Origin of the sequence: Isoptericola chiayiensis, assembly GCF_013149805.1 — a bacterium.
GTDB lineage: Bacteria > Actinomycetota > Actinomycetes > Actinomycetales > Cellulomonadaceae > Isoptericola > Isoptericola chiayiensis.
In genome coordinates this window covers 53,855-79,289 of sequence record NZ_JABEZT010000010.1, presented here as the reverse complement: position 1 = coordinate 79,289, position 25,435 = coordinate 53,855, and the positions used below count along the sequence as shown (strand labels likewise).

The following is a 25,435-nucleotide window of genomic DNA, read 5'->3' as shown; positions in this document are numbered from 1 at the left end:
CCTACGCTGATCCGGTGCGTCCCGTCCTGCGAGCCCTCGCTCTCGTCGTCAGCGTGGCGGCACTGTGCGGGCTCACGCTCGCCCCGTCCGCCGCGGACACCGACGACGGCGCGTCCCCGCCCGACAGCCCGCTGGTCCTGGCCGGGGTGTCGGGACTGCAGTGGTCCGACGTCGACCCGTCACGCACCCCCCACCTGTGGCAGCTGATCGGCGGCGGGTCCGTGGCGTCGGTCGCCGTGCGCACCCTCACCCCGACGTGCCCGCTGGACGCGTGGCTCACCATGTCGGCGGGCAGCCGCGTCCGCACGGGACCGACGGTCTCCGCGGACACCCCGGAGGCCTCCGACGACACCCCGGCGCCCGGGGCCGACGACCGGGGCAGCACGGGCACCGGGTGCACGGACGTGCCCGTGCCCCGCACCGACGGCACGACGACGGACGGCGCGGCACCGGACGGCGTCCCCCCGACGGCGACCGTCCCCGGCTGGGACGGGCTCCTCCCGGACGACGGGCTGGTCCCCACCGGCACCACGCCGGGCGCGCTCGGCGACCTCGTCGACGTCGCGGGCACCTGCGCGACCGCCGTCGGGCCCGGGGGTGCGGTCGCCCTCGCCCGGGACGACGGCTCGGTCGCCCGCTACGTGGCCGACGTCGACGCCGTGGACGCCGCCCTGGTGGCCGCCTGCCCGGCCACCGTGGTCGACCTGGGCATGCTGCCCGACGACGCCACCGAGCGCGGCGCCGCCGTCCGCGCCGTCGACCGGCAGGTCGGCGCCCTCGTCGACGCGCTGCCCGCCGGGGGCCGGCTCGTGGTCGCCGGCATCTCCGACACCCCGCAGGGCCCGTCCGACCTGCAGGTCGCCGTCGACTGGACCGCTCCGGGCGGTGAGGCCACCTGGCTCACCTCGACGTCGTCGCGCTGGGCGGGCGTCGTCGTGCTCGCCGACCTGGGAGCGACCGTCGCGGACACCGTCACCGGCGGCGCGCTGTCCGGCACCGCGACGAGCACCGGGCCGGACGGCAGCGGATCCGAGAGGTCCGCAGGGCCCGACGGCGGCACCGCCGAGGACGAGGACGACCCGCTGACGCAGGCGCTCCTGCCCTTCACCGGCTCACCGCTGGAACGCGGCGACGAACGCCGCATCCCCGTGTCCACCACGGTGGAGAACCGCCAGTACCTCAGCGTCCTGTCCGAGACGGTCCCGCGCCTCGCCCCGGCCCTGCTGGGCCTGGTGGCGCTGACCGGCCTGGTCGTCGCCGCCGCGCTCGTCGTCGGACGGCGTCGGCGCACCACCGGAAACGACGCCGGGGACGACGGGCACGACGGCGCGACCCGGAACGACGACGTCCCTGCCGCCCCGCCGTGGCCGTGGCGCCGCGTGGCGCTCGCCGGCCTGACGGTCGCCGCCAGCCTCCCGGTCGCGGCCTCGCTCGCCACGCTCACCCGCTGGTGGGCGTGGCCGTCCCCCGTGATGACGCTCCTGCTCGGTCTGACGGTCGCCGCCCTGGCCACCGCGCTCGTGGCCTGGTGGGCGCGTCGGCTGCTGCCGCCGTCCCCGTGGCGGCTCACCACCTGCCTGGCCGCGGTCACGTGGGTGGTGCTCACCGTGGACGGGCTGACGGGCACCACGCTGCAGCAGGGGTCGCTGCTCGGCCCGTCCCCCTCTCTCGGGGCACGGTTCTACGGGTTCTCCAACACGGTCTTCGCCGTGTACGCCGTCGCCGGGCTGCTGCTGGCCGCGGGCCTGGCGGCCGCCGCGCGGGCCCGGGGCGCGTCGGCCACCCGGGCCGCCGCCGTCGCCGGGGTGATCGGCGTCGTCACCGTCCTCGTGGACGGTCTGCCCCCGTTCGGCGCCGACCTCGGCGGCATCCTCGCGCTGGTGCCCGGGTTCGCGGTGCTGGTCCTGGGCGTCGCCGGCGTGCGGGTGACGTGGCGGCGCGCCGTGCTGCTCGCCGCCGTCACCGTCGGGGTCGTCGTCGTGGTGGCGATGGCGGACTGGCTGTTCGGCGGCCCGAGCCACCTGGGTGCGTTCGTGCAGTCCGTGCTGGACGGGCAGGCCGTCGGCATCGTGGCCGGCAAGGCCGCCGGCGCGTGGGCGACGATCGCCAACCCGGCCGGCGCCGCGGCCCTGGTGCTGTGCACGGTCGCGGCCTGGGCCGCCCTGCGTCCGGACGTGTTCCGGCTCCCCGGCCTCGCGGAGGCCTACCGCGACGAGCCGCTGCTGCGCCGGCTCGTCGTCGCGCTCGTGGTGACGGCGGTCGTCGGCACCGCGCTCAACGACTCGGGCATCGTGGTCGCGTTCTTGCTGCTGACCCTGTCGGTGCCGACCCTGCTCGCCGGCCACCTGGAGCACACCGGGTCGGGGTCCGCCGCCGGCGAGGCCGCCGAGGCCGCCGACGCCTCGACCGGGACCGGCCCGGGGATCCGCCGGCTGCCCACGATGCTGGCCGTGCTCAGCGGCGCGGCGCTCGTGCTGCTGCTGCTCGCCTCCACCGCCCTGAGCTCGGCCGGGCTGCGGTCCGGCACCGACGCGGCGGCCGCCGGCACCCAGGTGGCCCCGAGCAGCGCGGACGCCGTCGTCGACGACGGTCCCCTCGTCGTCGTCGGCACCACCGGAGTGCGCTGGGACGACGTCGCCGAGGGCCGCGCCCCCACCCTGAACGGGTTGCTCGCCGACGGCGCGGGAGCCGGTGGCGTCGCCCAGCCCACCGGGGCGGCGAGCCGGTGCGTCGTCGGCGGCTGGCTCGCGCTGTCCGCCGGGACGCTGGCCGAGGCCGCCACCGCGCGGGACGACGACGGCACGTGGCGGTGCGCGGACCCCCGCCCGGAGCCGACCGGCGACGGCGGCGCCACCGTCGCCGGCTGGGACGAGCTCGTCGACCTGCAGCGGGACTCGGCCTACCAGGCCCGGCTCGGCGCCCTCGGCACGCAGCTCGCCGGCGCCGACTGCGCCACCGCCGTCGGCCCGCGGGCCGCGCTCGCCCTGGCCGACACCGACGGCACGGTGGCCCGCTACCGCACCCTGGACGCGGCGACCACGTTCGGCGGCGACGCCTACACCTGCCCCGTGACCGTCGTCGACGCCGGGGACGCCACCGCGCCGGCCGCCGACCCCGACGCCACCGCCGAGGAACGGACCGCGGCCCGCGAGGCCGACCACGCGGCCGCGGTCGCCGACGTCGACGCCACCGTCCGGCAGGTGCTGGCCACCGCCCCCGTGACCGCCACCGTGCTGGTCGTGGACCTCGCCGGCCAGCCCGGCACGCGCCCCGTGCTCGGGACCGCGCTCGTGCGCGCCGGGACGGACGGACCGGCCCAGCCCCGCTTCCTGACCAGCTCCGCCACGCGGACCGACGGCGTCGCCCGCGTCCTCGACGTCCCCGCCACCGTCCTCGGGGCCGCCGGGCTCACCCCGGCCGCACCCGTGTCCGACTCGCCCGTGGCGTGGGGGTCGCCGCGCCCCCAGGACAGCTTCGCCACCGCCGACGAGCTGGCCGACCTGACGACCCTCGACCACGCCCGACGCGGCATCTACTCGGCGTTCGTCGACGCCCCGCTCTACGCGGCGCTGGCGCTGGCGGCCGGGTGCCTGCTGCTGGGCCCCCGGCTGGCGCGGGCCGTGGGCGCCCGGGCCGCGTCCCGCCGTCGGACCGCGTGGGCCTGGGCGCGCGGTGCCGCCCTGGTGCTCGCCGCCCTCCCGACCGGAGCGTTCCTCAGCTCGTTGACGGGCTGGTGGCGGTTCGAACAGCCGACGTTCGCCCTGGTCGTCTCCGCGCTCGGCACGACGGCGGTGGTGGCGTCGGTCGGTGCGCTCTCGCCACGGCGTCCCGCCTGGCTCGCCCCGGGGATCATCGCCGGCATCACGTTCGCGGTGCTCACGCTGGACGCGCTCGTCGGCACGCCGCTGAACCGGGCGAGCCCGCTGGGGTCCGCGCCGACGTTCGGTGCGCGCTTCTACGGGTTCGGGAACCCGGCGTTCTCCGTGTACGCCGTCGCCGCCCTGGTGGCGGCCGGCGCGCTGGCACAGCTCTTCGTGAACCAGGGGCGGCGGCTCGTCGCGGCAGCCGCGGTCGCGGGCGTCGGGGTCGTCGCCATGCTGGTGGACGTGTGGCCGACCCTCGGCGCCGACCTCGGGGGCGGCCTGGTGATCGCCCCGGCCTTCGCGGTGCTGGTGCTGGCCGCCACCGGTGCCCGGCTGACGTTCCGGCGGTTCGTGGCCGTCGCGGCGGCCGGCGTCGGCGTCGTCGCGGCCGTGGGTGTCCTCGACTGGTTGCGACCGCCGGACGAGCGGTCGCACCTGGGGAACTTCGTGGCGCAGGTGATCGACGGCGAGGCCTGGGAGACGCTGCTGCGCAAGGCCGGCTACGCGCTGCGGTCGGTCCTCGGCGGTGCGCCGGTGTGGCTGACGCTCGCGGTGCTGGTGGCGGCGGCGCTGCTGCTGTTCGCGCCGCGGCGGTTCACCCCGGGCTGGTTCGCCCGCACGGAGGAGGACTGGCCGATGCTGCGGCCGACGGTGCTGGCGATCTGGATCGTCTGCGTCGCCGGATCCGTCGTCAACGACTTCGGGGTGCGGATCGCGGCGATCGCGCTCGTGCCCGCGGTCCCCCTGCTCACGGTGGCGGTGCTGCACGCGCTGTGGCCGACGTCGGACGCGGACGGGTTTGCCCCGGCCGGGAGGCGTGACGATACGCTCCGCCGGGGCGGGTCCTGACGAGACCCGGTGCCACGCCGCGTGTCCTGGGAATCTCTGCGGCGTGTCGCACGTTATGTCACCAGTAGCAGAGTCTTACCCGAGCGAGGAGAGCAGTGCGACGCATTCCCCGGAAGGTCGAGATCGAGGACGACGCCGGCAACGTCACGCGCTACGTGCGGCACGACAACGGGCAGGGATACGTGTCCCCGCACGCGTCCGTGCACCGTGACGCCACCGTCGAGGTCGGCGCCTACGTCGAGGCAGGCGCCCAGGTCGGCGCGCTCGCGCGCATCGGCCGGTACAGCTGGGTCGATGTCGACGCCGTCGTGCAGACCGGCGCGCGGATCGACGACGGCGTGCACGTCGGTATCGGCGGCGTCGTCGGCAACGGTGCCCGCGTCGGCGCGCACGCGCGCCTCGGGGCGGAGACCCGCGTCGAGGCCGGTGCCGTGGTGCTGCCCGACGAGATCGTGCCCGAGGGTTCCTCGGTGCGCGCCGAACGGCGCCGGCGGGACTTCACCGCCGCGGCCTGAGCGGCGGCTCCCTCCCCTGCGACGCTGTGGGCGGAGAATCTGGCCCGATATGACCGGTTCGCCCGGTCCTACGGTGCAGATTTTCCGCCCACAGCGGTTGGTGCGTCAGGCGGTCCGACGGCGGACGGCCAGCAGCGCGGCACCCGAGAGCAGCAGCAGCAGCGCCACGCCGATCCATGCGACGACGTCGGCACCCGTGCGCGGCAGCGGACCCGGCGGCGGCGCGTCGAACGTGTTCGTCACCGTGACCGAGGCGAGCCCGCCCGCGGCGATCGTCACCGCGCCCGGCTCCCCGCCGTCCACGCTCGAGACCTCCGAGGAGACCGCGCCGCCGTCGTCGGACTCGGTGACGACGCAGTCGGCACCCGCCGGCAGACCGTCGTAGGTGACGGGGTCACCCGGGGACAGCTCACGGACCGCGCCGCCCGGGATCTCGATCCGCTCCCCCTGGAAGGTGCAGACCAGCGTCACCTCGAACGGCCCGACGTCGGAGGACGCGCCGGTGAACACGACCTCCTTGTCCACGATGATCGCGCCGGCGTCGAACGTGTTGGTGACCGTCACCAGGGCCGGGTCGGCGTCCGCCGCCGACACCACGGCCTGACCCGGCTCGCCGCCGTCGACCGCCGTCGAGACGCTGCTCGACGTCGCCCCGGCCGCGTCGGTCTCCGTGACCACGCACTCGGCGTCCACCGGGAGCCCCTCGTACAGGACCGGCTCACCCGGCGTCAGCGACCGCACGGCACCACCCGGGATCTCGATGTCCTGCCCCTCGAAGGTGCAGGCCAGCGACACCTCGAACGGCCCGACGCCGAACTGGCCCGCCGCGCCGTCGACCACCTTGTCCACCTGGATCGTCCCGGCGTCGTAGGTGTTCGTCACGACCGCCTCGATCGGCTCGAGCACCGAGGCCTGCCCGTCCACGACGACCGTCTCCGGGTCGAAGGCCACCGACGTGGCGCCGCCGGCCTCCGGCTCCGTCACGGTGCACTCGGCACCGTCCGGCAGCCCGAAGTACAGGCCGGGGAAGCCCGGACCGAACGCGCGGGTCGCGCCGCCCGGGATCGGCACGTCGACCACGGAGGTGCCCGTGTCGTAGGTGCAGGCGAGCGACACCTGGTAGGGGAACTCCTCGAACGGCACCTGCGCCAGGAACTCCTCGACCTCGGCGAGGAACTCCTCCAGCTCGTCGACGCCGATCGGGCCCGCCGGGAGCTCGGGCAGGCCCGGCAGCTCCGGCATGGCCGGCGCGAACTGGGCCGCGTCGCCGTCGACCGTCTTGCGGATCACCAGCGGCGCGGTGTCGAAGACGTTCGTCACCGACACCTGCACCGACGTCGGACCGTCGCCGTCGTTTCCGGGGACCACGACGTCCGCCGACGGGGTCTCGCCGTCGCCGAACTCCACCGGGTCGCCGCCGTCCACCGCGACCTCCACGGACGAGGCCCCGAAGGTGTCGGTCTCCGTCACCGTGCACTCGGCGCCGACCGGCAGACCGGCGTAGACGACCGTCTCGTCCGGGACGAGCACGCGGACCGCGCCACCGGGGATCTCGATCTGCTCGCCGTTGAAGGTGCACTCGAGGGTCACCTCGAACGGTCCGGGGCCGTACAGCGCGCCCAGGCCCGCGAGCTCCTTGTCGACCTCGACCGAGCCGAGGTCGAACGTGTTCGTCACGGTGAAGGTCACCGGGTCCTCGTCGAGATGCCCGACCGTCACCGAGTCCGGGCTGATCGACGTCGCGGTCGCGCTGCCGTCGTCGGGCTCGGTGACGGAGCACTCGGCACCCACCGGCAGGTCCGTGTAGGTCACTGACCCGCCGCGCTCGACGGTCTGCACGGCACCACCGGGGATCTCGATTTCCGAGCCGTTGAACGTGCAGGCCAGCTCGACGTCGAACGGCCCGGCGCCCCAGGCCTCACCGCCGTCGCCGTCCACGGCCTTCTCCACGACGACCTCGCCGAGGTCGAACGTGTTCGTCACCGTGAGGCCGACGCTCGTGTCCCCGGCCTCGGGGACGACCACCTGTCCCGGCGTGCCGTCCTCGACCGCCGAGGAGATCGTCACGTCGGTGGCGCTGCCGTCGTCCGACTCGCTCACGGTGCACACGGCCCCGACGGGCAGATCGTCGAAGACGGCCGGCTCACCGGGAGCCACCGGACGGGTCGCACCTCCGGGGACGTCGATCTCCTCCCCGAGGAACGTGCACGCGGCACTGACCTCGAACGGCCCCGCACCCCACAACTCGGCGCCGTCGCCGTCCACGACCTTCTCCACCGTGAACCGGCCCACGTCGTAGGTGTTGGCGACGGTCGCCTCGATCGGCGTCAGCGGGCCCTGCGTCTCGACGATCTCGACCGGCACCGGCTCGATCGCCACGTCGGTAGCGCCGCCGATGTCCGTCTCGGTGACCGTGCACTCGGCCCCGAGCGGCAGCCCGAAGTACAGCGCCGGGAAGCCCGGACCGAAGCGGCGGGTCTCGCCACCCGGGATCGGCACGTCGAGCGCCGGGGTTCCCGGGTCGCCATCCTCGTCGAACGTGCAGGCCAGCGAGGCCTGGTAGGGGAACTCCTCGAACGGGACCTCGGCCAGGTAGGCCTCGAGCTCGTCGAGGAAGGCCTCGACCACCTCGGGCGTGTACGGCGGGTCGGGCACGGCCGGGCGTTCCGGCAGGTCCGGCATGGCGGGAGCGAAAGCCGCGCCGTCGCCGTCGACCACCTTGGTGATCGCCAGCGGAGCGGTCGTGAAGGTGTTGGTCGCCAGCACCTCGACCGCCGTCGGCTCACCGTCCGTGGCCGGCGGGACGACGACGTCCACCGACGTGCCGTCCACGGCGTCACCGCCGTCGACGCTCATCGACGTCGAGGTGGCCCCGAAGGTGCCGGTCTCGGTGACCGTGCACTCCGACCCCACTGGCAGCCCCTCGTATAGCACCGGGTCACCGGGGTTCAGCGTCCGCACGGCGCCCCCCGGGATCTCGAGCGGATCGCCCTGGTAGGTGCACTCGATCGAGACCTCGAACGGTCCAGGGCCGTACAGCGCGCCCAGCCCGGCGAGTTCCTTGTCGACCTGGACCGTGCCGAGGTCGAACTCGTTGGTCGCCGTGACCTCGACGCCCTGCTGGTCCCCGATCGTGACCGTGCCGTCGACCGGGTCGAGGCTGCTGTCCGTCGCACCGCCGTCGTCGGTCTCGACGACCTCGCAGACCGCACCCGTCGGGATGTTCTCGATCGTCACCTCGAGCGGGTCGCCCCCGCCCAGGCTGACCGTGTCGGCCCAGACCGTTCGCGGGTCGGCACCGCCGTCCCCGTCGTCGTCATAGGTGCACGTGACGTCGAAGACGAACGGCCCGTCACCGAAGTCGTCGGCGCCGCTGCCCGTGACGTCCTTGATCAGGTGCAGCGCCCCGACGTCGTAGACGTTCGTGACCGTGACCGCGTTGCGCGGGATGCTGACCAGGTCACCGACGAGGTCGAGGTTGCCCACCGTGCCCTCGAAGACCTCGGGCTGCTGGAGTCCGTGCCGCACCGTGACGGTGGTCGACGACGCGTTGCCGGTGCCCGTCTCGGTGACGGTGCACTCGGAGTTGACGGGCAGGTCGGTCAGCTCGACCGTCTCGCCGTCGACGATCTCGACGACCATGGGGCTCTCGGTGTAGCCGTCCGCCAGGACGGTCTCGCCCAGGAACGTGCACTCCACCTCGACCTCGAAGGGACCGAATCCGATCGGCTCGCCGTCCTGGTCGACGGCGTCCGTGACGACCTCCTTCGACAGCTCGATCGTGGACACGTTGTAATAGTTGGTCGCGAGGATCGTGGTGGGGTCGTCCGGGTCCTGGCTGGCGATCGTCACCGTGTCGACCACCAGCTCGCTCTGACCACCCGAGGCGTCCTCGGTGAGGGTGCACTCCGAGCCGAAAGGCAGGTCCTCCACGAGGGTGGGGGTGCCCGGGGTGACGGTGATGCTGATGGGGTCGAGCTCCGTCTCCAGCCACGATCCGACCGCGGCCGTGCACGTGACCGTCATCTCGAACGAGTCGGGAGCCAGGTCCGCGGCCGGGCCGGCGACCAGCTTGTTCACCTCAAGTGGGCCCGTGGCCGTCGCGACGCCCACCTTGGTGCCCTCGGTGGACAGCGAGCTGATTCGACTCCCGGACGGGGTGACGACGACGCCAGAGGTCGCCGCCGAGTTGAAGGCGATCGCCTCGTCGCCCGCCTCGGGTGCCTCGGGCGGCGTGGTCGACGTGCCTTCGAGCGCGAGGAAGGCACCCGGGCGGAACAGGTTGCCGTCCGCCATCTCGATGACGGCTTTCAGCGCCACGATTTCCTCGTAGACCTCGTCCGTGGTGTCCGCGGTCAGCTCGGCCCAGCCGCCGGCCGCCGGGTCGTCGGAGCACGTCGGCTCGTTGAGCGGGTCGGTGAGGTCGGCCGGGCAGTAGTCGTCTGTCGTGGTGTAGTAGAACGTCGTCGTGCTGCCCGCCGGCGCGTTGACGACGGTCGGCGGCGGGTCGTTGGTGAGGACCGGCGACCACTGCGAACCGCGCTCCGAGCTGCTCGTGGGATCCGACGCCGTGTCCCCCGGGGTGGGCAGGCGGTCGTAGATGACGACCTTGTCCATCGGGAGGTTACCGACGTTGTCGACCCGGATCCGCCAGGTCTCGTTCTCTCCCGGCGGGACCACCGGCGTGCACGGGTAGGCGTAGAACCCGGCGGCGTTCGGCGAGCACTCCTCGGGTGTCACGCTGCCCGGCTGGTCGGGGTCGACGATGAGACCGAGCGGGTACTCGTTGCTCGTCGCCCGGACAAGCTTGGACTCGGCGAGCACACCGGAGGGGATGGGCGTCACGTCGGCGTCGGCCTCGCAGGCGCCGGTCTGCTCGTCGAGCCGGCCGTCGACGACACTTCCGTCCTGACCGGACAGTGTCTGACAGACGTCCCAGGGCCTGTCTCCGGTGACCCCGGCCGTGTTCTCCACGAGAGTGTTGGCCTCGAGGGTGGTCCGGAAGATCACCTGCACGGTGATCGTGTACGTCTGGCCGACCTCGAGCACGGTGCCCTCGGGGAACGTCCACTCGAGGTTCGTGATGTTCCCGCTGCGATCCACTGTCACCTCGGACGGGTCGGTCGGCATCTGCGGCCCGTTGGGCTGCCCGGGCGGAGGCTCTGCAGGCTCGGTGAGCGCATAGCTGTACGGCTCGGCGACGTCCGCGAGCCTCAGGTCCGGCCCGTCGGCCTGCGTGGGCATCGGGTCGGTGATCACCGGGTCGACGATCGGCCGGTTGCCGACGTTGGTGACGGTGATGTTCATCGAGAACGGGGCGCCCGGCGGCTTGGTCCCACCGCTGATGTCGGTGTCGAAGTCCTTGACGACCTGGACGCCGTTCTCGGCGTGCTCATAGGTGATGGTCCCGGTGGCGTCCGCCTCGCTCGACACGGGGATCGGGTTCTGCGGGTCGTCCGGGTTGAACACGAGGTCCGCCCCGGTCACGGTGGCGGCGACGTCGTTGGTCGCGACGCCGGGGGCTTCCTCACCGGGCGCAGGATCGTTGGCCTCGAGGTCCGTCGGCACCAGGGTGCCCGGGTCGGACCGCAACGTGTCCCGCACCTGCACGGTCAGGTGCACCACCTGGGTCGGGTTGGAGGGGTTCTCCCAGATCGTGCCGTCCGCCTTGGTGAACGAGAACCGCAGGCCCACCACGTCGGCCGGGTCTACCCCTGCGGGCAGGGCGAAGGCGTCCGACGGCGTCCCCTCGGTCCACGTGCAGTCGGCGAACGTGTCGCTCGCCGCGTCGTAGGCGCCGCCCGTGCAGGCGTCGATCTGCACCTGGTCGATCGGTGCCCGGAACGTGGTGTCCGCGAGGTCGACCAGGTCGTACTGGTTCCAGAAGCTGCCGTCGACGTCGGTCAGCAGCATCTCCACGGCGCGGGACGGTCCGGTGGGCTGGCCCGTGATCTCCAGCACCGACGTGGGGTTGTCCTCGGCGTCCGAACCGGGCTCCACCACGGAGGCCGGGGTGAACGACTTCGTCTGAACCATGGAGATCTCGGCGTCCAGAAGCTCCATGTCGTCGGTGTTCCAGGCCTGCGGTGTCTGGGCGGTGGTGCCGCCCGGGTCGGAGACCTCCGCTCCCGCGCTGTTCGGCACCGGGTTGGGGTCGTGGTCCACCTCGACCCGGTTGCCCGTGTACCGGTCGAGCTCGCGCAGCTTGAGCCGCATCTCGAGGACGCCCTCGTTGTCGCCGAGCTCGCTCGAGGCGATGCGGCCGTCGAAGGTCACCTCGACCCCCACGACGTCCGTCAGGTCCGCGGCGACGAGACCCTCGGCCTCTCCCTCCGTGTACTCCACCGTTGTCCAGGCGGCGCCGTCCCACCGGGTCAGCGCCACGACCGTGTCCTCCGTGCCGTCCGGCGGGTCGATGGCGATGATGTCCGTCAGCGTGAAGGCGTCGAACGGGTTCGTCCCCTCGCCGGTCTCCGGCTCGACGACGTTCGCCGCGTTGGCCGTCGACGGTTCGGCGATCCGCAGCTCGTCCACCCTGGCGACGGAGTTGTTCGACGCGGTCACCGTGACCACGGTGGTCGGGAAGTCGTCGTACGGGGTGCCCTCGGGCGGGACGGAGAGCGGGCCGGCCGCCCAGTTCTTGGTGATCCCGACGTTGATGGGCTGGTCGAGGATCAGCACGTCGTCGTCGTCGACGTCGGTGCGCTCGGTCCCCTGGAAGGTGGCCGTGCCACGGGCGGTGTCGTTCACCAGTCCGGGGTCGGCGGTGTTGTAGATCTCGCCCTGCTCGCGGCCCAGCGCCGGGCCGCCGCTGCGGCGGTCGTCGCGCAGCCGGAACGTCAGGTCGACGTGGCGTCCGTCACCCTGCGTCGAACGGGCCACTCCCTCTCCCGCGGCCGGGATCGTCGGGTCGGCGGGGAACTCGGCGCGGGTCGGCGACTCGGTGTACGTCAGCCGCGCCGAGGTCGCCGCGGCGCTCTCGGCGTCCGTCAGGGTGTAGCCCGGGAACGACCCGTCGCAGGGACAGGGGTCCCCGGACGCCTCCACCCAGGCCCCGTCGATGAACAGCTCGACGCTCTCGACCTGGTCGTACTGCAGCAGCGGATCGTCGACCGTGATCTTCACCAGGTCGAACGCGTCGTAGAAGGAGCCCTCGATGGCCGGGTCGTCCGCGGCGATCGGGTCGGCGATGTCGCTGATCACCATCGGGTCCACGCCCTCGAACCCGTTGGTCGACCAGGTGATCTGCGCGGTGATCTCGTCCTGCGTGCGGGCCCGCACCGAGTACGGCGTCCCGTCCTGCCCCTCGGGGGCGAGGAACTGCTTGTCGATGAAGTCGAGTTCACCGGGGTTCGTCGGCACGGGGAACGGGTCGACGGACGTGCAGGCCTCCGCCGGGTCGGTCGGGGCGACCGTACCGCTCTCGGCGCTCGACGCACCGCAGTTCGCGATCGGGTCGTCGCGGTCCTGAGGACCGTCGTAGGACGCGACGAAGTTCGGGGACACCGACGTCCCCGGCGGGATCCCGTTGCCGGTCGTGTCGTCGTAGACGAACTGGACGCCCTGCGCGTCGTCCGGCAGCGCGCAGTTCACCGTCGCCGCGCCCTGGACGGGGCTGCCGCAGTCGGGGGCCTCGACCCACTCGCTGCCGTTCCAGTAGTTGATCGTCAGCTCCGTGCCGGCGGGTACGTCGGTGGATCGCACCGACGATGCCGAGAAGTTGTCCCAGAACTCGCCGGGGTCCCCCGTGTCCGTCGGGTCCTGCACGACGATCTGGTCGGCGTTGGTCGTGGAGCCGTCCGGCCCGAACGGCAGCAGCTGCGTCGGCAACCCGACGACGACGGTCTGGCCGGGCAACGCCGGGATGGTCGACGGCGAGATCGACTTGGTCGTCTCGGTCGCGAGGCGGTCGGTCAGGGTCGTCAGGTCGTCGGACGCCGTCTCGGAGTCGTTCGGGATGGTCGCGGTGATCTCGTTGGAGTGGACGACGTCGTCCGTCTCCTGGTCCGGGTCCGTGTCCGCGGTGAACGGCAGGGATGCCTCGGCCCCGGTGACGATGTCTCCGGTGAACTCGACGGTGAACCCGACGACGTCGCAGCCGGCCGGAGGTTCGGGCAACGTGCCCACGGCCGTGGCGTCGACCGTCGGTGTCGAGGCGTCGGCGCAGGTGTACGTGACGCTGGCGGCGTCGGCGTTCGCCGGCCACTGCACGGCGCCGTCGCCGATGCCGTCGCCGTCGGTGTCAGCACCCCAGCCGGTGAAGGTCAGCGGGGCGTCCCCCTCGAACGGGCTGTCCGTACCTGGTGAGGGCTCCGTGATCGACAGCGACGTGGTGGGGTCGCCCTCGTTGACGGCGCCGAGGGTCACCGTGGTCGGGTCTCCGGCGCTCACCACGTCCGGGTCGAACGACTTGCTCGGCGCGACGGAGTTGTTCGGCGGTGTGATGACGTAGGTGTCGCTCGCCGGCTCCGGGTCCGACTGGTCGTCGCCGTGCGTCACGTACGAGGCCGTCTCGTCCGTCACCGTGGTGGCGTCCTCGAGAGTGGTGACGGCGTCGGTCTGCTCGACGTCGAACGGGATCGACGCCGAGGCGCCGATCTCGATGGTCCCGGTGAACTCGATCGTGAAGCCCTCGACCTCGCAACCGGCCGGCGGATCCGGGAGCGTGTCGACATCGGTCGTGCTCGCGTTCTCGGTCGTCCCGCCGGCGCAGGTGAACGTGACCTCGGCTCCCGTGGCGCCGTCCGGCCAGGACACCGCGCCCCAGCCGGTGAAGCCGAGGTAGGTGAACGGGTTGGGGTCGGTCCCGGCCGTCGGTTCGGTGATCACGAGAGAGTCGACCGGGTCGTTGGACGCGTTGGTGCTGCCGAGGGTCACCGTGGCGGGCGTACCGGGTGCGGCGATCGCACCGTCGGGGTCGATCGACTTCGTCGTCATGGAGTCGAGGCTGAGCGGCACCTCGGGGACGATGTCGTCCGAGGCCGACTGCTCGGGCGCGTTGTCGGACACGACGGTCGCGGTGTTCGTGATCGTCTCGCCGCTCATCGCGTACGGGATGTCGTCGGTGATCTGCGCGGTGACGAGGATCTGGACCTGGCCACCGTTGTTCACACTGTCCGCCGAGTAGGTGACCGTGTCGCTGTCCTCGTCGGCCACCAACGACCCTCCGGTCGCCCCGGCCTCGTTCTGGATCGACGCGCTCACCAGGTCGACGTACTCCGGCAGCGGGTCCGTCAGCGTGGTGGGGACGCACGGGTCTGCGTTCGGGTCGGAGCAGGAGATCGTCACGACCCAGGTGACGGTCTCGCCGGGCTGGTAGGGCCCCGAGGTGAGCTCAGCCTTGCCGACCTGCCACGACGCCGCCGACGCCGTCGTGGCCGGCACGGCGACCAGCGGGAGCGTCAGCGCGAACACTCCCAGCAGGGACCATCCCAGTGAGTACCGGCGCCCTCCGCGCCGCCTCGCATGACGTCGTGACTGCCCCGCCGTCCCGCGTCCCAGCATCGGTGCCCCTCCCACACGTCAGCACAGGTCTGCATGCCCCGTGCACACATCCCCCACCTGACCGTGGCAGAGTTCACACGTTCCGTCCTGCCGAATGGCGACTCTGACCGTTTTGTCCTGGGAAGTCTCGCCGGATCGGTCCGAACCGGTGGACTATCCTCGACACCCATGGACTCCCGCCAGGACCGCGTCGCGCGTCTGGCGCGCCTCGTCCTGCTGGCCTCGACCTCGTTCGGGTTCGCCGCGGGCGCGCACGTCGTCGGCGGCGGCGCCCTGCCGTCGGGGCTCGGGCTCCTCGTGGTCCTCGCCGTGACGCTGGCCGCCACGAGCGTCGCTGCCCGGTTCCGGGCCCGCACCTGGTGGCTGGTCCCGTTCCTCGCCGGGCTGCACGCCGTGCTGCACCACGGGTTCATGCTGCTGGCGCCCGGGGCGCACGGGACGGCGACGGCGCACGCGGGTCATCATGCGCTCGACGCCCGCGCACTGGCGGAGGCCGCCGCGCACGGCACGACGGCGGTCGCCGACGTCGCGCACGCGGGCCACGGCCTGGGTGCCGGGATGCTCGCCGCGCACGCGGCCGCCGTCGTCGTCACCGCGGTGCTGCTCAGCGCCGGGGAGCGCGCCGGACGCCTCGCGCACACCGTGTGGACGTGGCTGCTGCCCGCGGTGGCGGGCGTCTTCCGTCCCGCACCCACGGCGCGCACGACGCCGGTGCTCGCCGCCGCCCCCGCGCTGCCCCGCTGGGTCCTCCTGACCACCGTGGCACCGCGGCGCGGTCCGCCCGCGCCCGCCGCGGCCCTCGCCTGAGCACAGCTTCCTGACGCACGCACCCGGCCGACCGGCCGGCGTCGTGCTCCTGCCCTGTGTGGTGAGGCCGCTTCCTCAGCGCCACCGCGCGCCCGCACCGTGCCGGCGCGCGCCCACCCACACCCTCAGGAGACACCTGTGCACACCGTCCGCACGCGCACCGCGCGCACCCTCGCCCCCCTGACCGCCCTCGCCCTGACGGCTGCGCTCGCCGGCTGCGCCTCCGACGCCGAGGCCGGTGCCGACGACGCCGGAACCGAGCAGCCTGAACAACACATGCAGGCCGACGCCCTGTCCGTCACCGACCCGTGGGTCAAGGCCGTCGACGAGGGGATGACGTCCGCGTTCGGCACCCTCGTCAACGACTCCGACACCGACGTCGTCGTCACGTCGGCGCAGACCGACGTCGCCGGGATGGTCGAGCTGCACGAGGTCGTCACCGACGACAGCGGCTCCATGACCATGCAGGAGAAGGACGGCGGGTTCGTGGTCCCGGCCGGCGGGGAGCACGAGCTCGCGCCCGGCGGCGACCACGTGATGCTCATGGACCTCACCGGCCCGATCGAGCCCGGCGTCGACGTCTCGATCACGCTCGTCACCGAGGACGGCTCCGAGCTGGAGGTCACCGCCCCGGCCCGCTCCTTCTCCGGTGCGCAAGAGGAGTACGACCCCGAGTCCGAGATGGACGAGATGGACCACGAGGACATGGACCACTCCGACCACGAGGAGGACTCCGACTCGTGAGCGCCGACGACGAGCGGGACGTCCGGCCCGCAACGTCGTCCGGGTCGTCGCGCCGGTCGTTCCTGCGGGGTGGTGCCGCCGCGCTCGGCGGCGCGGCCCTGGCCCTCGGTGGTCGGTCGGCGTGGGACGCGGCCCAGGCGACCGAGGCTCCGGCAGCACCACCGGCGGACGCCGACGGCCGGGCGACCGTCCCCTTCCGTGGCCCGCATCAGGCCGGCGTCGACACCCCGCCGCAGTCGTTCGCGGCGTTCGTCGCGCTCGACCTGGCCGACGGCGTCGACCGGGACGCGCTGATCCGGCTCATGGGCATCTGGACCGACGACGTCGACCGCCTCGCGGCCGGGAAGGCCGGCCTGACCGACACCGAACCCGAGCTGGCCCAGGTGCCGGCCCGTCTCACGGTGACCCTCGGGTACGGCCCGGCGGTGTTCACCGCGGCCGGGCTGGAGGACCGCCGCCCGTCCTGGCTGCGGCCGCTGCCCGCGTTCGACGTCGACCGGCTCGAGGACCGGTGGAACGACGGCGACCTGATCCTGCAGGTGTGCGCCGACGACGAGGTGACCGTGTCCCACGCGGTGCGGCTGCTCGTCAAGGAGGCCCGCACGTTCACCACCGTCCGCTGGGTGCAGCGTGGCTTCCGCCGGGCTCCCGGCACCACGAAGCCCGGCACCACGATGCGCAACCTCATGGGCCAGGTGGACGGCACCCGCAACGTGGACACCGGCGTCGACCCGGGGCTGGTGTGGCACACCGACGCCGCCGGCGGCTGGCTCGCCGGCGGCACGTCCATGGTGGTGCGCCGCATCGCCATGAACCTCGACACGTGGGACGAGCTGGACCGGGCCGGGCGGGAGCAGGCCGTGGGCCGGCGCCTCGCCGACGGGTCCCCGCTGACCGGTACGGCCGAGCACGACGAGCCGGACCTGGAAGCCAAGGGCCCGAACGGGCTGGACGTGATCAACCCGATCGCGCACATCCGCCGCGCCCGTACCGAGAACGCGGCGGAACGGTTCCTGCGCCGGGCCTACAACTACGACGACGCGCCCGGCCCGGGTGAGCTGTCGGCGTCGGGCCTGGTGTTCGTGACGTTCCAGGCGGACGTGGACCGGCAGTTCGTGCCGGTCCAGCGCAAGCTCGACGAGGCGGACCTGCTGAACATCTGGACGACGCCGATCGGGTCGGCGGTGTTCGCCGTCCCGCCCGGCGCCCGTGACGGGGAGTACCTGGGCCAGGCGCTGCTCGAGGCGTGACACACATCTGACGGCGCCCCGGGTCGGCAGGGCGAGGCCGGATCGGTACGAGGTCGTACCGATCCGGCCGCACCGTGCCGATCCGACCCCTTCCTCGGTGTCGTCGGACCTACCGTTCTTCGCGCGCGTGCCGGGGCGTCCGCTGCGATCCTGACGACATGCCGACTCCCCGCCCCGCATCTCCCACTGTCGCGCGCCAGCAGCAGGAGATCCGCGAGCGCCTCCCCTTCGACGACACCCGCGCCTTCGACGACGCCTCGCGCGGTCTGATCGCCCGTCGCACGCCCGGCACGGTCACCGCCGACGACGGTCGGGTCGTGTGGGACGCCGACTCGTACGCGTTCCTCGACGGTGACGCCCCGGACACCGTGAACCCGAGCCTGTGGCGGCAGTCGCGGCTGGTCGTCGAGCAGGGGCTGTTCGAGGTGGTGCCGGGGATCTACCAGGTGCGCGGGTTCGACCTCTCCAACGTCACGTTCGTCGAGGGCGACACGGGCGTGGTCGTCATCGACCCGCTGATCTCCACCGAGACCGCCGCAGCGGCGCTGGAGCTCTACCGCGAGCACCGCGGCGACCGGCCGGTCACCGGCGTGATCTACACCCACTCCCACGTCGACCACTTCGGTGGCGTCAAGGGCGTGACCACGCAGGAGGACGTCGACGCCGGACGTGTCGCCGTCCTCGCGCCCGCCGGCTTCACCGAGCACGCCGTGTCGGAGAACGTGTACGCCGGCACGGCGATGTCGCGTCGGGCGGGCTTCATGTACGGGGCGGCGCTCGCCCGTGGGCCGCAGGGCCAGGTCGGCGCCGGCCTGGGCCAGACCACGTCCACCGGGACCGTCACCCTGATCCGCCCCACGCTCGACATCACGACGACGGGCCAGGAGGAGACCGTCGACGGCGTCCGCATCGTCTTCCAGATGGCCCCGGACACCGAGGCCCCGGCGGAGATGCTGTTCTACTTCCCGGACCACCGCGCCCTGTGCGCCGCGGAGGACGCCACCCACACCCAGCACAACCTGTTGACGCTGCGCGGTGCCGTGGTCCGCGACCCGAACTCGTGGTCGAGGTACCTCACCGAGACGATCGACCTGTTCGGGCAGGACCTCGAGGTGGTGTTCTCCTCGCACCACTGGCCCACGTGGGGTCAGGAACGCGCGGTGACCTTCCTCGAGAACCAGCGCGACCTGTACGCCTACCTGCACGACCAGACGTTGCGGATGCTCAACCAGGGGCTGACGGGGCCGGAGATCGCCGAGCAGATCCACCTGCCGCCCGTGCTGGAGAACGCGTGGAACGCGCGCGGCTACTACGGCTCGGTCAGCCACAACGTCAAGGCGATCTACCAGCGGTACATGGGCTGGTTCGACGGCAACCCCGCGCACCTGTGGGAGCACCCACCCGTGGAGCGGGCGCGGCGGTACGTCGCGCTCGGCGGCGGCGCCGACGCCGTCGTCGCCGGTGCCCGCGAGGCGTTCGACGGCGGCGACTTCCGGTGGGCGGCAGAGCTCGCGAACCACGTCGTCTTCGCTCAGCCGGACCACGCGACGGCACGGGAGCTCCTGGCGGACACCTACGAGCAGCTCGGGTACGGGTCGGAGAACGGCACGTGGCGCAACTTCTACCTGTCGGGGGCGACGGAACTGCGGGAGGGACAGTTCGGTACTCCGACGACGACGGCGGCGCCGGACATCATCTCGAACCTCACGCCGCAGATGCTGTTCGACGCCCTCGCCGTCCGCATCGACGGGCCGCGGTCTTGGGACGAGTCGCTGACGATCGACGTGGTCCTCACCGACGTCGACTCCCGGTATCGCCTCCGTCTCCGGCACGGGGCGCTCACCTACAGCACCTCGGCGCAGCGCGGCGCGGCGGACGCGACCCTGACGGGGACGCAGGGAGCGCTGCCGGTGCTGGCCGGCGGGACCGTGACGTCGGAGGTGCTGGCTGCCGCCGGGATGGAGGTCACCGGCGACGAGAGCGTGATCGGACGACTTGCCGCGGTCCTGGACGACGGCGACCCGGACTTCGCCATCGTCACCCCCTGACGGGGAGGACCTGGGCCAGGCACTGTTCGAGACGTGAGTTCTCCGGGGAGCATCGGGTTGTCACCGCACCGTCGGCACCGCGACGGTCGCGCCTCAGGGACCGAGAGCTCCCAGGGGGACGACGGCCACACCGTCAGGCCTCCGGTACGCGTAGCCGCTGCCCGTGATGACGGCCAGCACCGCCAACGGTCCGGTGCGGCTGCTGTCGACCTTGGCGGCGAACCGCAACAGGGAGTCTGCAGGACTCGGAAACTACACTTTGCAGACGATCCGGGCTACACCGTGCAGACCACGGCCCCGCCCGCACCTTCTCGCCGCGCGTGGGAGAACCTCCGCTGCCATCCTGGCGACATCGACGCCCCCGACCCGGACTTCGCGATCGTCACCCCCTGACCCCGCGACGTCGTGCCGCGAGGACCGTCACCGAGGAGCAGACCATGGCTGTCTTCACCAGAGGCTTCGGCGGACGCCGGCCCGACAGCGAGCGTCCCGTGCCGCCCGGTCAGTACCTGACCGACGACTTCCCCGTCCTGTCGATCGGGCCGACGCCGAACGTCGACACCTCGACCTGGCAGCTGACGATCCGCACCGAGGAGGGCGCCGAGCACCGCTGGGACTGGGCGGCGCTGCAGGCCCTGCCGGCCGAGGACGTCACGGTCGACATCCATTGCGTCACCCGGTGGTCCAAGCAGGACACGCACTGGCGGGGCGTGCCCGTGGACGCGTTCTTCGCCGACGTGGAGACCGCGGCCGAGTACGTGGTCGCCCACTCGTTCGGCGGATACACCACGAACCTGCCGCTGGACGACCTGCTCGACGGGCGAGCCTGGGTCGTCACCGAGTACGAGGGCGAGCCGCTCGAGCCGCTGCACGGCGGCCCGGTGCGGCTGCTCGTCCCGCACCTGTACCTGTGGAAGTCCGCCAAGTGGCTGCGCGCCCTGACGCTGCACCTCGACGACGAGCCGGGGTTCTGGGAGCAGAACGGCTACCACCTGTACGGCGACCCGTGGTCCGAGCAGCGGTACGGGTGAGCTCCTGGCACGCGGCCCAGGTGGTCCGCACCGAGCCCCTCGCCGCGAGCGCCCGCGTGCTGACGCTCGCGGTGCCGGGGTTCGCCGGAGCCCTGGCGGGGCAGCACGTGGACGTGCGGCTGACGGCGCCCGACGGCTACCAGGCGGTGCGGTCGTACTCGCTGGCGCGCGTCGGGCGGGACGAGGTGGTCGAGCTCGCCGTGGACGAGGTGCGCGGCGGCGAGGTCTCGCCCTACCTGGTGCACGAGGCACGGCCCGGGGACCGGATGGAGGTGCGCGGACCGCTCGGCGGCTACTTCGTGTGGCGCCCGCACGACGGCGGTGCGGTGCAGCTCGTCGCGGGCGGGTCCGGCATCGTGCCGCTGGCGGCGATGGCCCGCGCCCGGGCGGCGGCTCCGACGTCGGACGCCCCGTTCCGGCTGCTGGCCGCCGTGCGCACGCCCGCGGACGCGTTCTTCGCGAAGGAGCTCGACAGCACCGAGGGTCTGACCACGACGTGGCTGTACAGCCGGGAGGCGCCGCCGGCGTCGACAAGACCGCCAGGACGCCTGACGCTCGACGACGTCACGGCGCACGCCTTCGCCCCGGACGTCGGTGCCCGCGTGTACGTGTGCGGCCCCACCGGGTTCGTCGAGGCCGCGGCCGCGCTGCTGGTCGACGCCGGCCACGACGCCGCACGCATCCGCACCGAACGTTTCGGAGGCGTCTGATGGATCCCGCACCCCTCGACGGCAACAGCCTGGCCGGCCCGCTGGCCGGGCTCTTCGCCACCGACGTCACCCTGGTCACCGGCCGTTGCGCGCACTGCGGCGACGTGTCCGTCCTGGCTGCGTGCGTCGTCTACCGGCACCCGATGGGCGCGGTGGCCCGCTGCCGGGCGTGCACGGCGGTGCTGCTCGTCGTCGTCGAGCACCCGGCCGGGACCCGGGTCGGCATGCCCGGGCTGGCGTGGTGGCAGGGCCCGGCCGGGAGCACGAGGACGGGCGCCGTCGGGGACTGACCGCTGCGGCAACCCCTTCGACGGAGGACGAGGCCGTTCAGCGCCGGATGCCCGACCTGCCGATCCGCCCGACCTTGTCGGCCACGCGGCGCACCTGGCGGGCGCCCACGGCGGCCATGACGTCGCGGTACTGACCCGCCCGGTGCAGCTGACCGGCGAGGTCGTTCGACGAGGGCCGGTGCCGCAGGTCGCACGGCACCTCGACGGCCACATAGCCGGCGCGCAGCAGGTCGATGGTCATTCCCGTCTCGACACCCCAACCGCGGGCCAGCGGCGTCGCGGCGTCGAACGCCTCGCGGGTCAGGCAGCGCATGCCGGACAGCGGCTGCGTGGGGCTCCACCCGGTGAGCCGGTGGATCGAGCGGCGGGCGGCGCCGACGACGATGCCACGGCCACCCGCGCCCTTCTGCTTGGGGAGCAGCGCGATCGCCACGTCGGCGACACCTTCGCGGACCGGACGCACCAGTGGTGCGGTGTTGACCGCCGTATCACCGAGGTCACCGTCGATGAACAGGAGCAGCCGCGGGGCACGGCCGTCGGCGTCGCGCATCGCGACGACGGCGGCACCGGTCTCCATCGCCGCCGCCTTGCCGCGGTTGTGGGAGTGGCGCACGACGACGGCGCCAGCGTCCCGCGCGACGTGCTGGGTGTCGTCGTCGGACCCGTCGTCGACGACCAGGACGAGGTCGACGTGCGGGATCGCGCGCGCCGAGCGCACCGTCGCCGCGATCCGCTCCTGCTCGTCCTTGGCGGGGACGACCACGGCGACGCGCTGCCGGTTGCGTCCGTCGGACGCGGTCGGCGGGCGCGGGGTCTTCGCCACCGGCATCCCGCCGGGGCGGCGTGCGGGCGCCGGGCCCGCCGTCGTGCCCTCTCGTGCGACGTCGTCACCCGTGCGGGTGCCACCTGGGTCGGCGTTCACAGCTCCCTGCCTCGTGCGGCCTGATCGACCTGGTCGATGGTGACCCCGCGACCTGCGGAGTCGGAAGTGCAAAGAACTTCCCTCGGAATCCTACTCCCACGGTAGGGGAACCGGGCGCAGCGTCCCGCGGCGAGCCGAGGGTCAGCGGGTGAAAATTCGGTGCAGGTCAGCGCAGCGTGACCTGGCGGGAGACAATCCCGGCCCGCGCGCGGCGCTGCGTGGCGTCCAGCGGCTCGTCGACGGCGAGCGCCGCCTCGAACCGCTCGGACAGGTCCTGCATCGGATCGGCCAGCTCGTCCGCCTCGGTGCCGCGCGGCAGCTCCCACACGGGGACCACCAGCCCGCAGGCCCTGAACATGCCCAGGAACTTGCCGCCGGCCAGCCCGGAGTCGCGCTTCGCGTGCAGGCGGGCGATCGCGTCCACGACGCGGTCCTCGTCCTCGGTGCGGGCCCACCGCACGAACTCGCGGCTCATCCGGCACCAGTAGGCGGCCTCGACGCCGTCGACCTTCACGGTGGGCACCGACTGGCCGGCGGCCTCGTCCAGGCCCGCGCGGATGTCCTCGGTGACCTCGGCGGACGAGTCGATCCAGTAGTCGTACCCGTCGTGGACGGTCACCTCGAACGGGACGGAGGTGTCCAGCACGTCCTGCAGGCGCGGTCCGTCCGCGGCGACCTCGAGCTGCTCGGGGCCGACGCCGGTCCCCGGCTCGGCGTCCAGCGCCATCAGGAGGGCGGCCGCCAGGTCGCGGCTGAGGTCGTCCGAGTTGAGGATGCCCTGCACGGCGAGCAGCACGGTGCCGTCCTCGCGGTGCAGCGCCGCCCATCCACCGGGCAGCACCGTCGCGACCGTCACCTCCCGGGCGCCGTGCTCGGCGGTGGTGCGCGCCGGCGCGGTCGCCGACGGCACGATCTCCCGCATCGACACCCAGTCCGCCTCACCGGGCAGACCCTCGAACGGACGCAGCACGAACTCACCGGAGGTCTTGGCCATGCCCCGATCCTAACGACCATCACGGGGCGGGCCGCACGCCGGCCGTTAGCAGGCCGCCCCGGGGGCACCGGCTCAGCCGACCGCCTCGGCGAACAACCGTGCCCCCTCGCCGTCCATGAACCCGATGACGTTCCCGGCCGGATCGGCGAACCAGACACCGTCACCGCCCTCCATGAACCCGCGCACGACCCCGCTGTCGTCGTGCTCGAACGCCTCGTAGCGGACCGGCTCCACCCCGTGGGCGGCCAGCTCCTCGACCACGGCGTCCACGTCGTCGACGGCCAGGTGGAAGACCGTGAACGAGGCCGGGGCGTGGTCCTCGCCCTTGGGGTAGACGAAGATCACCGTCCCACCGGGCAGGTGCAGGATCAACGTCCCGCGTTCGGCCGTGACCGGCAGCCCGAGCACCTCGGAGTAGAACCGCTGCGCCGCGTCGATGTCGTCGACGGAGAAGCTCGCGAACCCTCGCTGGACATCGACCATGACGCACTCCTTCGTGCCGGACGTCGCCCGGGGGCCGTGAGCCGGTCCGTGCGGTGAGGACGGCGCCTCTTCCAGCATGCCCCCACCGGGCCGGAAGGGCGGGGTGAAATCCGCCGTCGGCGCTACCGTCGGATCATGTGGCTCGCCGCGACCCTGCCCGTGCCGGCTCTCGCCGACCGCGCCCTGAGCGCGGTGCGCGACGCCGCCCGCCGGGCGGGCACGACCGGCCCGCTCGTGGACGCCCCGCTCGACCCGGCCCGGGTGGCCGCGGCGTTCGGCTCCGACCGCCTGCTGCGGGTCGGCGGGGAGCCCTGGGCCGGGTTCGCTGCCCACTCCGGGTTCTTCCCCGCCGCGGACGGCTGGGTGCGCACCCACGCCAACTATCCGCACCACCGCGCGCGGCTGCTCGAGGTGCTGGGGCTGCCCGGCGACGCCGACCGGGAGCAGCTCGCCGCCCGGCTCGCGACGGCGAGCGCCCAGCGGGTGGAGGACGACGCCGCGGCCGCGGGGGCGGTCGCGGTCCGGGTCCGCACCGAGGGCGAGTGGCGCCGCTCCGCACCCGGCCGGGCGGCCGCCGTCGGACCGCTCGTCGCCACCTCCACCCGCGCCGACGGCTACGAAACGTTGCAGTACGGCCGCCGGAGTGCAACAGATCAGAGCCGTCGGCGCCTGCGGGGCGGTGGGCGGGTGCCGGCCGGCATGCGGGTGCTGGACCTGACCCGGGTCATCGCCGGGCCCGTCGGGACCCGTACCCTCGCGCTGCTGGGGGCCGATGTGCTGCGCGTCGACCCGCCGCACCCGGCGGAGATCGCCGAGCAGCACCTCGACACCGGGCAGGGCAAGCGCAGCACCGTGCTCGACCTGCGCGACCGCGCCGGCCTCGCCCTCGCCCAGGAGCTGCTGGACTCCGCCGACGTCCTGGTCATCGGCTACCGGCCGGGCGCGATCGAGTCACTGGGCCTGCGGGTGCCGGGCGACGTGGTGCGCGCGCGGGTCTCGGCCTGGGGCGACGCCGGTCCGTGGGCTGGGCGTCGCGGGTTCGACTCGATCGTGCAGGCGGCCTGCGGGATCGCCCTGATCGAGTCCGCCGACGGCGCCACCCCCGGCGCGCTGCCCGCGCAGGCCCTCGACCACGCGACCGGGTACCTGCTGGCCGCCGGGGTGGTGGACGCCCTGACGGCACGGTCCGACGACGGCACCGGGCGGGACGTCACCGTGTCCCTGGCGCGCACGGCCACCTGGCTGCTCGACGCCGCCGGCCGCGAGCCGGGCCACCCGCCCGCCGCGGTGCCGCCGTCGTCGGCCACCGTCACGCACGGGGACGTCACGACGGCGCGCCCGGCGCTGCCGGTGGACGACTACCCGTTCCCGGCCCGCCCCTGGGGCGGCGACCCGGCGCGGTGGCCCTGAGACCCGCCGGGTGGT

Annotated in this window: 14 protein-coding genes; 10 read left to right on the top strand and 4 right to left on the bottom strand. The window is 73.4% G+C overall.

Annotated elements, in window-relative coordinates:
* The first annotated feature begins 14 nt into the window (after nt 1-14).
* Nucleotides 15-4,712: a hypothetical protein gene (locus HDG68_RS15410; RefSeq protein ID WP_172153534.1), complete on the top strand. Its 4,698-nt coding sequence runs from the start codon at nt 15-17 to the stop codon at nt 4,710-4,712.
* A gap of 95 nt (nt 4,713-4,807) precedes the next feature.
* Entirely contained in the window at nt 4,808-5,227 is a 420-nt protein-coding gene (locus HDG68_RS15405; protein ID WP_172153533.1) for a transferase, read from the top strand.
* 105 nt (nt 5,228-5,332) lie between these two features.
* On the opposite strand, the gene HDG68_RS15400 is transcribed toward HDG68_RS15405, so the two are convergent.
* A complete protein-coding gene (locus HDG68_RS15400) occupies nt 5,333-14,641 on the bottom strand; it encodes a DUF5979 domain-containing protein (protein ID WP_172153532.1) in 9,309 nt (3,102 codons plus the stop codon).
* A gap of 258 nt (nt 14,642-14,899) precedes the next feature.
* Between HDG68_RS15400 and HDG68_RS15395 the strand changes: the two genes are divergently transcribed.
* From HDG68_RS15395 to HDG68_RS15365, 7 genes are all read left to right on the top strand, one after another.
* On the top strand, nt 14,900-15,538 hold the full coding sequence (locus HDG68_RS15395) for a hypothetical protein (protein ID WP_172153531.1): 639 nt from the start codon (nt 14,900-14,902) through the stop codon (nt 15,536-15,538).
* Between the two features lie 138 nt (nt 15,539-15,676).
* Nucleotides 15,677-16,282, top strand: a complete 606-nt coding sequence (locus tag HDG68_RS15390; RefSeq protein ID WP_172153530.1) for a copper chaperone PCu(A)C domain-containing protein — start codon at nt 15,677-15,679, stop codon at nt 16,280-16,282.
* Nucleotides 16,279-17,532, top strand: a complete 1,254-nt coding sequence (locus HDG68_RS15385) for a Dyp-type peroxidase (protein WP_172153529.1) — start codon at nt 16,279-16,281, stop codon at nt 17,530-17,532. The genes HDG68_RS15390 and HDG68_RS15385 overlap by 4 nt, the downstream gene beginning before the upstream one ends.
* 158 nt (nt 17,533-17,690) lie before the next feature.
* Nucleotides 17,691-19,580: an alkyl/aryl-sulfatase gene (locus HDG68_RS15380; RefSeq protein WP_172153528.1), complete on the top strand. Its 1,890-nt coding sequence runs from the start codon at nt 17,691-17,693 to the stop codon at nt 19,578-19,580.
* A 437-nt stretch (nt 19,581-20,017) separates the two neighbouring features.
* Entirely contained in the window at nt 20,018-20,611 is a 594-nt protein-coding gene (locus tag HDG68_RS15375) for a molybdopterin-dependent oxidoreductase (protein ID WP_172153527.1), read from the top strand.
* A complete protein-coding gene (locus tag HDG68_RS15370; RefSeq protein WP_172153526.1) occupies nt 20,608-21,321 on the top strand; it encodes an FAD-binding oxidoreductase in 714 nt (237 codons plus the stop codon). The genes HDG68_RS15375 and HDG68_RS15370 overlap by 4 nt, the downstream gene beginning before the upstream one ends.
* The gene (locus tag HDG68_RS15365; protein ID WP_216648524.1) at nt 21,321-21,611 is read left to right on the top strand and encodes a DUF6510 family protein; all 291 of its coding nucleotides are present in this window, start codon (nt 21,321-21,323) and stop codon (nt 21,609-21,611) included. The genes HDG68_RS15370 and HDG68_RS15365 overlap by 1 nt, the downstream gene beginning before the upstream one ends.
* A gap of 37 nt (nt 21,612-21,648) precedes the next feature.
* On the opposite strand, the gene HDG68_RS15360 is transcribed toward HDG68_RS15365, so the two are convergent.
* The 3 genes from HDG68_RS15360 to HDG68_RS15350 all read right to left on the bottom strand — a co-directional run bounded on the left by HDG68_RS15360 (nt 21,649) and on the right by HDG68_RS15350 (nt 24,010).
* On the bottom strand, nt 21,649-22,533 hold the full coding sequence (locus tag HDG68_RS15360; RefSeq protein ID WP_425483770.1) for a glycosyltransferase family 2 protein: 885 nt from the start codon (nt 22,531-22,533) through the stop codon (nt 21,649-21,651).
* Nucleotides 22,534-22,699: 166 nt separating this feature from the next.
* The gene (locus HDG68_RS15355) at nt 22,700-23,527 is read right to left on the bottom strand and encodes a DUF5926 family protein (RefSeq protein WP_172153525.1); all 828 of its coding nucleotides are present in this window, start codon (nt 23,525-23,527) and stop codon (nt 22,700-22,702) included.
* A 72-nt stretch (nt 23,528-23,599) separates the two neighbouring features.
* Nucleotides 23,600-24,010, bottom strand: a complete 411-nt coding sequence (locus tag HDG68_RS15350) for a VOC family protein (protein WP_172153524.1) — start codon at nt 24,008-24,010, stop codon at nt 23,600-23,602.
* Nucleotides 24,011-24,145: 135 nt separating this feature from the next.
* On the opposite strand from HDG68_RS15350, the gene HDG68_RS15345 reads away from it, so the two are divergent.
* Entirely contained in the window at nt 24,146-25,420 is a 1,275-nt protein-coding gene (locus HDG68_RS15345; RefSeq protein ID WP_172153523.1) for a CoA transferase, read from the top strand.
* The last annotated feature ends 15 nt before the right edge of the window (nt 25,421-25,435 follow it).